Origin of the sequence: Paenibacillus sp. FSL K6-1230 (genome assembly GCF_038002385.1) — a bacterium.
GTDB lineage: Bacteria > Bacillota > Bacilli > Paenibacillales > Paenibacillaceae > Paenibacillus > Paenibacillus massiliensis.
In genome coordinates this window covers 3918311-3929913 of the sequence record NZ_JBBOCK010000001.1, presented here as the reverse complement: position 1 = coordinate 3929913, position 11603 = coordinate 3918311, and the positions used below count along the sequence as shown (strand labels likewise).

Genomic DNA, 11603 nt, shown 5'->3' with positions numbered 1-11603 from the left:
GACGATTTCTTATGAATTTACGTCATTTTTTACGTCAATTTTGCGTCAACTGAAACATATTCCACTATTGGTCTTCTGGTTCAATAAATCTGTAATGCTTACCCGTTTTAAGAAAAAGAGTAATGAGTTTACACCTTCTCGTTATGATTGGAAAATCCTTTGGATCATATCCAATGACATTTCCATTCTTATCAACAACTACCTCAGACACAATTCTTAATTCCTTTTTTTCTTTCATGGCAGTCACCCTTCTATAGGATTACGTTTGTTTTAAAAGTATTACCTATAGACTCAAACTTAATAATTAGAACAAAAAAATGTGGGCAGTAGAAGGAATTATAGTCTATGTTTAGGTTGCGTTGAATCTTGATTCTTACGAGAAAATTTATCGAATTTCACCGTGGTCCTTTGTCTGACTTTTTTGGTGAGGTGGACGTATATATCTGAAGTTGTAGACAATCTAGAATGGCCCAACCTTTTTTGAATAGCCACTAGTAGAGGATCAATCATTGATTCATCTTCATCTTCAATAAGGAGAGTTCCCATACTGTGTCTGAGACCATGAAACTTTATATAACGTAACTTATTACGCTTGCAGAATCGTTCCCACCACCGAGAAGGATGCTTATAATAATAAGGTTGTCCGGTGCCATTATGGAAAACAAATTTCCGTTCGCCTCCAAGCCACTTATCACCTAATTCTTCTTTCTCCTCTTCCCACTCCTTAAAATATAAGCGCATTTCATCCATATACCATTCTGGCATATCCACTGTTCGGATAGAACTTACAGACTTTGGATCTTTCTCAATGGCTGTTCCTTTTTTAGTTAATGGTATATTGTTTTCAACTGAAAAGCAGCTCTCTGTAAAATATACTTGGGGCCATTCTAAGGCTATAAGTTCGCCTCTTCGGTATCCACCTAGCATTGAACCTAATATAAGCAATCTCCACTTTCGGGACTCACGATAAAGGGCGTCTACAACTTCTTGTGCTTCAGTTTCATTATAATACTGCGGGTTATTCTTTTGATCTAACTGTTTTTGTTTTCTTATCTCAATAGGCGGAGTAGGTTTTTTTATTCCCTCCATAGGATTAGAAAGTATCATTTGCCATTCCGTTGCTCTAGTCAGAATATTTTTTAGTACACGATAAATGTAACCGATTGTTCCAAAGTCTAGTGTAGCTAACTCAGCCGAAGAGTTCACATCTTCTTTCTTCCGCTTAGGTTTGGTCAAACGAGCTCCCGGACTCTCTAGCTCTTTTAGAAAATCCAGAATGTGACCTGGTTTTATTTGATCAAGATTTAAATGTCCAAAGGCTGGAATAAGTCTAGATTCAATGTGACTTTCATAAGCTTCGAGTGTTGTTGGAGAAAGTTTTGAGATTGCATAATGAGATCTCCAGATAGGGACGAACTCTTCGAAAGTTTTTCTGCTTGGCTTTATGTAGTTTCCACTCTTCACCTCTTCCCTAAATTTTGCGTATTCGAATTCCAGGAAAACCTCTAACTTTTTAGGACTCATTTTCTCGGTTACTTCTATAGTTTTAGTTTCTCTGCCATATTTGTTGTTGGGTCCCCTCCCTGTGCTTACAGTAAATTCCCACGAATTCTTTCCGCGTTTTCTAATGTTAGACACCTTATTCACTCCTTTGCTCATACAAACAATTCCCTCTGAGTAAGGGGGAAAAGGGGATTTATATAACAATCACACGTGTGGTATACGATTTAGGGGATACTTTTTCCAAGACTTTATTTGAATGAGTGGTGGATTAAGTCCTTATCAGTGTGAAACGTATACTTAGGTTCTCACTTTTCGGATTTTGCAGGGTTTGACGACTTTTCTTGTAATAGGATATCGAGCATTCCTAGTACTCTTTTTCGATCTTCATCAGTTAATTCATGGCCGTTATAGAATGCTTGTTTTCTATGTTCTAGTAAATATTTAATGTCAAAAAAACGTTGGGTAAGTTCCTCATTAGAGATCACAGTGGTATGCACAACTCCGTTAGAATCCACTGTTTTTTCATATCGATCTTCTCTAAATATTACTTCCACAGAACCTGAATTTCCTTCAAAGAAATCGTCAATGGCAGACTGATCTGGAGGAACTGAGGTATTGGACAGAGCAAATAAGGCATTTATCAGTTCCCTTGCCTTTTCATTGACAATAGAGTAGTCGGCTAACTTTTCTAAATTCTTTCTTGAAATTGAAAAATCCTCACCAAAATATTGTTTGTATTCAATTTCAAGTTTTAATACATCTTCTTTCTTCATTGATGGGAGGCTTAGTAAAATTTTTTCAACATCAGCTAATGTGTGTTCAAGAAAAGCACTATACTGAAGCGCTAATTTTTCGTAGCCTGCAGCACTCAACAATTTAGGATAGGACAAATCAAGTGGTTCTACTAATTTAGCGAGAAAATCCGGTGAAGGAGCTTTTTCCCGCTTTCCATTTTCAATTTGTGATAGATAAGGGTTCGAATAATCGAGTATCTTTCCTAATTGCACTAATGTTAAGCCTTTTTTATTTCTGGCAGTCTTAATCATTTCTCCAAGTTTGTTGTTGTCATTCATAATAAATACCCCTTTCTTACTAAAGATAATATCATCTTGCTTACAATTAGTAAATATTATCTTGTATTTAGTAAGATTGTGTGATATTCTTTCTTACAGAAAGGAAGAAACGGAGGTGTGACAAGGATATACCCTTTCACAAGCGATGAGAACATTATTTTCAGAAAAGGTGATACTAGGTGAATCATTTTGAACTAATACTTCACAGAAACTATCTTCCATTAGAAGAGGAATACGTTACCCGAAGTGTGACATCTGAAATGTATAAATGTGAGGGCAGAAAGGATTAACACCATCAATATGACTTGCCAGGCTGGACTAAATGACACTTTAAGCATTGGTGGATTTTGGAGTAAAAATTCATGTCTTGGTTATGTAATTCTGGCGGATGTGGGAATAAAGTTGATGAAGTCTCTATTAACAAACTTATCGTTGACATAAAAAAACGTTCGATTTTGTATTTCCCAAAGAGGCGGCTGCAGTTTACTACTGTTCAGACTAAAGAAAGGAAGATGAGTAATGGGAATAACTTATGCAGAATACCTACAAGAAAATTTAGGGGCTTTACCGATCGAAGAATGTTTGGAGGTGATAAATAAGGCTGAACAAGGCGAGATGACAGATTTTGATGTTGAGCAGGAACTTACGCCTGTTGTAGGGAGGATACTTTCAGATTTGTATATCAATGATCGTGAAATGTTTGAGTCGGTTCTCTTTAGAATTAAAGAGTCTGCTGAATTGATCAAAGAGAAGGAAAACAACCTAAGCTTCTGTATATGCCCAGTTCACGATGGTATTGATCTAATAACACAGTTTGAGTCTGTGCTAGTTCGTATGAGAAATGGGGCTATCTTGTCTGACCACTGGATTGATGAAGATGGCCAATTAATCATTTCATTGGATAATCCAAAATGAAATTTTCAGCGAATAGTGACTTAGGGGGGGGCGATAAGGATGTTTCAAATAACTTTAAAGATGGCTCGTTTAAACAGTGGTTTATCACTGGATCAAGCAGCTGAAGTAGCTGGGGTTACAAAGAAAACCATGAAGCGCTGGGAACAAAATAGTGGTAAAGCTAATCTAGCCTCTATCAATAGGTTGCTATGTGCTTATGGTCTCTCTATAGATCATGTTAGCTTTGGTAAAGAGGAAGAAGTAATTGAGAGATTAAAAACTAAGCTTAAAGAGGTGATCGAATAAATGAAAAAAATAACATTAACTGTAACTGAAGCAGCTGAGTTGATTGGAGTGTCCCAAACAACTGTGTATACCATGGCTAGGGAAAAACAGATTCCTCATACTAGGGTTCGTGGAAGGATATTGTTTCATCGTGATGTAATTGAATCTTGGTTGCGCGGTGAACTACAAGAAACGAAACATGCCTAGGCGGTGGAGTTCATGAACATTGATAAGATTCCTACAGAACTGAAAGAAAGAGATCAATGGGTTGTTTGGAAGCTTGAGCAGCGTAAAGGTTCATCCAAACCGACTAAAGTCCCTTATACTGTGGACGGTGAACGTGCTTCATCAACCGAACCGAACAACTGGGCAAGCTTTGAGGAAGCATTAACAGTCTACGAAAAGAGTAAAAGCGCACTATCAGGTATTGGTTATGTATTCGCGGAATCCGATCCATTTACCGGGATTGATATTGATAACTGCATAGTGGATGGAAAAGTGCAAGAGGACATTATAGAAATTGCTAAAACACTAAACAGCTACACAGAGCGCAGCCAAAGCAAAAAGGGCCTTCATATCATCGTAAAGGGGAGAATACCAGGACCGAGAAATAGAACAGGCAAATTCGAAATGTACGAACAAGGTCGCTTCTTCGTTATAACTGGCGACCATGTAGCCAAGACTCCAGAAAAGATTGAACAGCGTCAAAGTGAATTGACATGGTTATATGATCTCTTATTCGAAAGTAAAGAATCAATTAAACAGGTTGTCGCGGAATCAGAAGTGAGATTAGAAGATCAGGTAATCATTGAAGCGGCTAAAAGCGCTAGAAATGGTGAAAAGTTTAAGAAATTATATTCTGGGAGTTGGAGTTCTTACAACAGCTGGAGCGAAGCGGAACAGGCACTATGTAATATGTTAGCTTTTTACACAAAGAACGCAGAGCAAATAGACCGATTGTTCCGAGCAAGCGGCCTAATGCGCGAAAAGTGGGAACGGGAAGATTACCGTTCACGAACAATAACGAAAGCTTTGGAAGGGGTGAAAGCACAATATAAAGGAAATAATGACATGTCGAAAACGGTAAGAAAATCATCTAACAACAGATTATCACAATTTGAGAATGTTGACGAGTCAGAATATGAGTTCGTATTTGATACGGCAGCTGAATGGGACGGAAAACTTGGCGAGATGGCATTACATGGTTTGGCAGGAGATGTTGTCCGATTAATAGATCCACACACTGAAGCAGATCCAGCTGCATTGCTTATCAACTTTCTGACGATGTTCGGAAACATGGTAGGAACTGGACCGCACTTTGTGGTTTCTGGCGGTGAGCATAGGATGAAACTGTTCTCAGTTCTCGTTGGTGCAACCTTCAGAGGCAAGAAAGGAACATCACTGGAACCGGTATTGAAGCTAATGAATGCCGTCGATGTAGAATTTAATTCGCGGAAAAAATCAGGACTCTCTAGTGGGGAAGGTGTGATATTTGCCGTTCGAGATGAACTGATTGAGCAGCAAGCTATTTACGAGGGATCAGGTAAACAGAGGAAGCCGACAGGCGAATATGAAGAAGTAATAACGGATCCAGGTGTTAAAGAAAAACGGTTGCTGATCATTGAAAGTGAATTCGGATCCGTATTAAATGTATTGCGCCGAGACGGGAATACGCTATCGGCAATTATACGAAATGCTTGGGATGGTAGCGGGGACATTCGCACTCTTACCAAGAATCCAATGAAGGCTACTGACACACATATATCAATTCTAGGACATATAACACCGGAGGAACTTAGAAAACTTCTTACTGGGAACGAAATTCATAATGGTTTCGTGAATCGCTTCTTGTGGCTGTATGTTCAGCAATCGAAGTCTCTACCAAGTGGTGGGGAATTTCATAAAGTAGATGTTGGCCCAATCGTTGAGAGAATCAAAAATACTTTGGACTATGCAATCAATGGGATGCCGAAGGACAACAACGGGAACTTCCTCCCTATGGAGCGTGACAGCGCAGCTGCAGAGTTATGGGGAAGAATCTATGAACCTATCCAAAAGGACGCTAACGGCGTAATTGGGGCAGCTACAAGCCGAGTTATACCCTATCTAATGCGTATTGCCTGTATATATGCCTTGCTGGACCAGTCGCATCTGGTAAGAGCGGAACATTTAAGAGCGGCATTGGCGGTTTGGCAGTATTGCTACAAGTCTGTTGTATTCATTTTTGGTGAGCAACAAGTCCAAGACAATCCAATAATCACGAAGATAATATCAAGATTGAAGGATTGTTCAGAAGGGCTTAGTTTGACAGATATTAACGATCTATTCAAGGGAACTGTGAAGAGTGGTGAATTACAAACCGCGTTGAAAAAAATGCAAGAAAATGGACTTGTTAGTGTCCGGACCATTCGAGGAAAAGGCAGACCAAAAAGAGTTATTCAGTTGAATGTTGATGCAGGGGAAATAGCTTAAGGGACTTAATCCTGAACTTATTCAGAAACTAATCTCTGAAAAAGAACGCATGACAAACCCTTGATACTACTGAATTTGTTGAATCTGTCCCCTTAATCCCCTTTTTTCATAACTTTAAATACGAGAAGGTGATTTCATTGCCTACTGCTGATGAACTGATCTACGAAGCCGAGAAAGAACAAATGGACAAGATGGCGAAGGTAGCTGGGTTCCTCACGCTGTGTTCAGGAGAAATCTATACTTGTGAACTACATCGGACAACTCATGTATTCATAATGCCTGTGGGAGAGAAATGGAGCGCATGGCGTGAAACCTGGAAAGAAGGAAAGTTGTATTCTAATGCCCAGAAAATCATAGTTGAGAACGTCTCTTTCGAATCAGCTCTACAGAAGGCAAAGAGTTATGCACAATTCATTACTAAGAAACGAGGATGAGGGAAATGGAATCACAGCAATTACTGCTCCTCAGGGTTTTAATCGTCGATCTGAAAAAAGAACTTCTTGAGCTAGCGATGTCGGTTAGTGATGAAAGTGAAATACACACAAGAGAGAGTCTGTTCAACAAATTAATGAAAAAGGTGGAGTCTTGTAATGAAATCGAAGAAATATCATCAGAAAAATGGTCATCGAGTGGGCTAGGAAATAAAAAAAGTGCTCAGAACATTTGGAATTCGTAACCAAGTTTAGCCCGCCGTTTCGTTCGCTAAAACTAAAAAGCAGTTTTGGATTTAGACTTTATTATAAAAAAAGGCCGTAAGAAATCAAACCAGAAAAGAGTGTGTGGAATGATAAAAGCAATATATGGTATGGCTATGCCGTTCAATTCTTGTTATGTTGACTCTCCAAATAAGGAGAGTGAACCGTTCATTGTGGAAAAGACAAATGAGGAATCAGTCTTTTTTGATGAGATGGTCGGAATCACTCTTCAGCATGACTATGAAAAGCATTTTGGTACAACGAACCAGAATCTCACTATAAAGGTTACAGATAATGGTGTTTATTTCAGATTAATCCCTAACACTCCTCTTGGGTTATCGGTATACAAGAAGGTGAAGCGTTCGGCTTTAAGGCATTGTTCATTGTCGTTTATCGTCCCTAAGCGGATTAGGAATATTGAAATTGAGGATAGCAAGGCACCATTTCTCAAGGCAATTGGTATGGATAGCGATTTCATCGTAAAAGAATACAAGAAGATTATTATATACGAAATTTGTCTAACCAACGGCCCTGCGAATGAGGAAACATTTTGTACGACAGACCCGAATGACAAAAGGTTGAAAGGAATTGATTGGGATGGGCAGCCACTGCCTAAAGAAAGAATTTGCAATACGGACGGGTTGCCGTACAAGGAAAGTCTAAAGCAATGCTTAGAAAGTACAAATCAATTAATTGAGATCATGAAGGGGCTAATAAAATGAAACTAGTTGAGAAAATACAAAGTGTACTGCAGCGAGTGACGAACAGAGTATGTGAATTACGTGAAAAGCTAGATCAAGATAAAAAGATCATGGATGAGCTAGAGTATCAGTATTTTGAGGCTACATCTGGCGACGAGATCAATAAAGTGAATGACCAGATAAAGGAAGTGGCAGAGAGAATGCAGCAGAACAAGGACTTAATAGATGTTTTATCTAATCATAACAATCCTGTGATTCAATCAATGATAATTCAAGAGGTTGAGGAGCAACTGGATCAGCTTAATGGCATTGAGATAAAAGCGAGATCATTGTATAAGTCGCTGGTAAAACAGCGTTTAGAAATGATGAAAGGACTAGCTGCTCTTAATGAACTGAACAACAAAAATAAAGGCATCCAAGCTTATGTCGGTTCATTAGTGATTCAACTAAATGATGTAAGCAGAGATAGTATTGGATTAAAGGAGTTCTCTAAACCAGGGATAAATGTCTATGACTTCATAAATAAACTTTTTATCGAACGTTCTCAAGTATACAAATGAAGGATATCTGATGATGGTATAGCGGCTTATTGTGATGAAGTAGGATATAGCCCCCCTACCATCAAAGTTAAACATAGGGCGCGGGGGACCGGCGTGGCCCCTTCGTGCACACCGCGGGGATCTTTTCATGAAGGGGGGGTAACTTTAATCAATATTTACATTCAGGTTAAGTAATCATTAAAACTAAGGAGAGTTGAAGGTATGGATAAGATTGCACTTGAAAACGAAATGAATCAAGTACTTGAGAAGTTCAGAACAAGAACCGCTTCAAACTTAACACATATGAAATTACGTTCGGAACTTTGTACTGGAAAGACAGCTCTGCAAGAGGACTGCGAAAAACTGGCAAGTGAGGTATTCTGCTGCATGAACAATTTCAAAGATGTGATTCTAAAATACATTGAATGTAAGGGCTGATGGTGAAGACAATGATAACTATTTTAAACGTATCAAAGCAGCCTGTGGCGATCTTGGAGGACTATTTCAATGACGAGATAACTGAACAAATCAACGGGGCTTACACGCTCAATTTCAGCGTCTACATGGACGATGAAAAGAGTCAGTACATCTCTATTAATAACTTGGCTGAGGTAGAGGGCCAATGGTTCAATATCGTACATCACAAACGTACCCGTTCGAAAAATGATGGAGTGTATATTGAGGTTGAGTGTGAACAAGTCAGTTATGATCTGCTCTTCACTAAATTCGATCTTGGATTCATGCACACGGGATCACCTGCGGATTTACTTAATATGGCCCTAGAGGGTACAGGGTTTACAGTCGGCACGGTGGAGTTCGGTGGATGGATCACAATGGACCTCAAAGAGGGTGCAACCGCCAGAGCTGTGTTACTGGAGATAGCCACATTGACAGGCGGGGAATTACAGTTCGATAAGTACACGGTGTCTCTGCTGCAGCAACGGGGTCAGGATCGCGGCAGACAGTTCAGATTCGGGAAAAACCTGCTTGGTATTGTAAAGGACGTAAACGCGCAATCTGGCGAAGTTCTGACAGCCTACGAGGTGGATATTGTAGAACTGAACTCTTCGCCTGAATTCGAGGGTTTGGAGTCGTTTGAGCTTGGGGATTTAGTAAATATCGTCGATGAGGAATTAGGAATCAATGAGCAGCAACGAATTATCCAGTACTCGTATTCTCCTCAACGTCGTATCAACAGCAAAGTCACCATAGCCAATCACATACAAGGCATCCAGGACACGATTTACCGTATACAGACCACTACAGTAGGCAAAGACCGCTGGATGTACGGTGTGAAAATCGGACCTGACGAGGGCGTCGTTATTGAACGCTATGACAAAAAGGCCAAAACGATTCTGAATGCTGATCAATTCCGCATGCAGCGTGGTGACGGATCAGGCAGCTACATTGATTCTCTCTATTTTGATCCTATTGCCGGGGAGTACCGTTTTACCGGAAGACTCATAGCATCTGAAATCGAGGGCGGAAAGATTACGGGAGCTGAGATCATCGGCGGAGTTATAACGGGCGCTTTGTTCCGGACTGCCGAGGAAGGACATAGGCTTGAAATTAATTCTGATGAGCTTACTGCTTATACTTCAAGCGGAGGCAAGGCGCTAACCCTTGGTCAGGAATCAAATGGTGGCGGATTGTTGTTCATGGATAATGGCAGCCCATGCGGCTCTATATATGGCAATCCAGATGGTTTAATGATAGGTAATATAGCTGGAGTTTATATAAGATCCGTTGACGATATGACCTATATGCAGGGGCCAGTTGACTTTACTGATGCAACTGTTAGTGGGTTGAATATTTCTTCAATTGATGGCTTAGCTGAAGAGATAGCTAGCCTTAGGAGAGAGTTATCATATATTCACGGTAGACTTGTAGAAGATCTTGTCGTGAACGCTAATTTCGACGATGCTACGAGAAATCTCAAGCTGTACAGCGAAGCCAGAACAGTCGCTACGGTTAATATTCCTACTGGTGGCGGCACTAGTGCCTCACAATAAGCCAAAATGAAATAAAAAAATGGCCGTCAGGTTTTGCATAGAAGCCGAATCAATATATTTCAATTAGACCTTACTGATTGATATCAGTAGGGTCTTTCATTTTCCAGATAGTCGAAATTAGTTTTACGCAAAGAAAAAAAGCAAAAAAATGCTAATATTATACATTCTGAGTTATTTACAAAATAGCGGCATCTAATTACACTCTATTCAAGACAAAAAACACTTTAAGTCTTATTGAAACTTGAGTGATTAAAATTAGAAATGAGTGATTTTAAGCATGGATAGTCATAAGGAAGTCATAAAAACTATTGTTTTTGAATCAGCGGAAGAATTGTTTAATGAATTGTCTCCGTTTGGTAAGTATAGTTTTCTATTGTTTGACAATTATATATTCCGGGGAGAGTCAACAACAAAATACAAATTACTTCCAACTGCATTACGAGAAGAAAACAACCAATATTTATGGGATTTATTAAAACCTAATATTGATAAAGAAACGTTTGCGAAAAATACTGAGTATGCACAAAGATTTGCTGAGTATCAGGTGTTGTTTGATTTCTTTGTAATCAGTGACAGAAATGGACTTAGGATCCCACATAATGATGAAATACGTTATAATATGAGCCTACCATTTGGTACCAATGTTCACCTATTGAATATTTGGCTTCCGAAATCATTTCATGAGTTGGCGGCATTGGCGCAGCATTACGGATTGCCGACAAGACTTCTTGACTGGAGCTTAGACCCATTTGTCTCATTATATTTTGGCGCTATAAATGCATTGAAAAATGATTTAATTGAAGGTGACCATCTTGTAATGTGGGTTTTAGATGTAGCTCAGTTAACTAGTTTAAATCGACCTGTTAAGCAAATCCCTCTAAGCATTATAAATCCTCCCTATAGCGGTAATGAAAATTTAAAGGCACAGAAAGGGATATTGACTTTATGGGAAGATACAAGTGTAAGCAAACCTGGTGGGGAAATCCAATTATTGAATCAAATAGATAGGACCCCCTTAGATGAATTGCTTATTAAAATCTTATCCAATAATGAAGAATACCAAGGGAATTCATACCCAATGATGTTTAAACTATTATTACCAACAACCCAGGCTCCAATGTTAGTTTCTGCTCTCAAAACCATTAATTACTCGGCTGCATCTCTCTTCCCAGGTTTTGATGGAATCACCAAATCTATAAAGGAATATTCATTGTTAGGTCCATACTTTTCAAAATAGACAGAGGACAAGATGTACAAGTTAAAATAGCTCATAAGGATGAAATTAAGTCTGATTTAATTTCTTTTGTGACTATCTTATCACATGCGTATACTCTGTGGTGGAATCAGAAAACGTCGGAAACATTCTGCTAGTCAGGGGCGATAGATTATTTATTAATAAGAGGTTTAATTATGAGTTATAGAGCGTTAC

Annotated in this window: 13 protein-coding genes; 10 read left to right on the top strand and 3 right to left on the bottom strand. The window is 39.1% G+C overall.

The genetic code is table 11. From position 1 onward, the window contains the following. Nucleotides 1-64: 64 nt before the first annotated feature. The 3 genes from MKX74_RS17340 to MKX74_RS17330 form a co-directional block, all read right to left on the bottom strand. A complete protein-coding gene (locus tag MKX74_RS17340; RefSeq protein WP_341179251.1) occupies nt 65-238 on the bottom strand; it encodes a hypothetical protein in 174 nt (57 codons plus the stop codon). Nucleotides 239-336: 98 nt separating this feature from the next. Next, entirely contained in the window at nt 337-1638 is a 1302-nt protein-coding gene (locus tag MKX74_RS17335; RefSeq protein ID WP_341179250.1) for a site-specific integrase, read from the bottom strand. Nucleotides 1639-1808: 170 nt separating this feature from the next. Continuing rightward, the gene (locus MKX74_RS17330; RefSeq protein WP_341179249.1) at nt 1809-2576 is read right to left on the bottom strand and encodes a helix-turn-helix domain-containing protein; all 768 of its coding nucleotides are present in this window, start codon (nt 2574-2576) and stop codon (nt 1809-1811) included. A gap of 519 nt (nt 2577-3095) precedes the next feature. Here MKX74_RS17330 and MKX74_RS17325 point away from each other — a divergent pair. From MKX74_RS17325 to MKX74_RS17280, 10 genes are all read left to right on the top strand, one after another. After that, nucleotides 3096-3491 (top strand): hypothetical protein, encoded by a 396-nt coding sequence (locus tag MKX74_RS17325; RefSeq protein ID WP_341179248.1) that lies wholly within the window; start codon nt 3096-3098, stop codon nt 3489-3491. Nucleotides 3492-3530: 39 nt separating this feature from the next. Continuing rightward, nucleotides 3531-3776, top strand: a complete 246-nt coding sequence (locus tag MKX74_RS17320) for a helix-turn-helix domain-containing protein (RefSeq protein ID WP_341179247.1) — start codon at nt 3531-3533, stop codon at nt 3774-3776. Then, nucleotides 3777-3962, top strand: coding sequence for a helix-turn-helix domain-containing protein (locus tag MKX74_RS17315; RefSeq protein ID WP_341179246.1), 186 nt, complete (start codon nt 3777-3779; stop codon nt 3960-3962). 12 nt (nt 3963-3974) lie between these two features. Next, complete coding sequence (locus MKX74_RS17310) at nt 3975-6227, top strand: phage NrS-1 polymerase family protein (RefSeq protein ID WP_341179245.1); 2253 nt, start codon at nt 3975-3977, stop codon at nt 6225-6227. A gap of 439 nt (nt 6228-6666) precedes the next feature. Beyond that, the gene (locus tag MKX74_RS17305; RefSeq protein ID WP_341179244.1) at nt 6667-6903 is read left to right on the top strand and encodes a hypothetical protein; all 237 of its coding nucleotides are present in this window, start codon (nt 6667-6669) and stop codon (nt 6901-6903) included. Between the two features lie 45 nt (nt 6904-6948). Then, entirely contained in the window at nt 6949-7644 is a 696-nt protein-coding gene (locus MKX74_RS17300; protein ID WP_341179243.1) for an HK97 family phage prohead protease, read from the top strand. Continuing rightward, the gene (locus MKX74_RS17295) at nt 7641-8183 is read left to right on the top strand and encodes a hypothetical protein (protein WP_341179242.1); all 543 of its coding nucleotides are present in this window, start codon (nt 7641-7643) and stop codon (nt 8181-8183) included. Before MKX74_RS17300 ends, MKX74_RS17295 begins: the two co-directional genes overlap by 4 nt. A gap of 201 nt (nt 8184-8384) precedes the next feature. Next, nucleotides 8385-8600, top strand: a complete 216-nt coding sequence (locus MKX74_RS17290) for a hypothetical protein (RefSeq protein ID WP_341179241.1) — start codon at nt 8385-8387, stop codon at nt 8598-8600. 11 nt (nt 8601-8611) lie between these two features. Beyond that, nucleotides 8612-10174: a prophage endopeptidase tail family protein gene (locus tag MKX74_RS17285; RefSeq protein WP_341179240.1), complete on the top strand. Its 1563-nt coding sequence runs from the start codon at nt 8612-8614 to the stop codon at nt 10172-10174. A gap of 277 nt (nt 10175-10451) precedes the next feature. Next, nucleotides 10452-11411, top strand: a complete 960-nt coding sequence (locus MKX74_RS17280) for an FRG domain-containing protein (RefSeq protein ID WP_341179239.1) — start codon at nt 10452-10454, stop codon at nt 11409-11411. Nucleotides 11412-11603 lie beyond the last annotated feature (192 nt).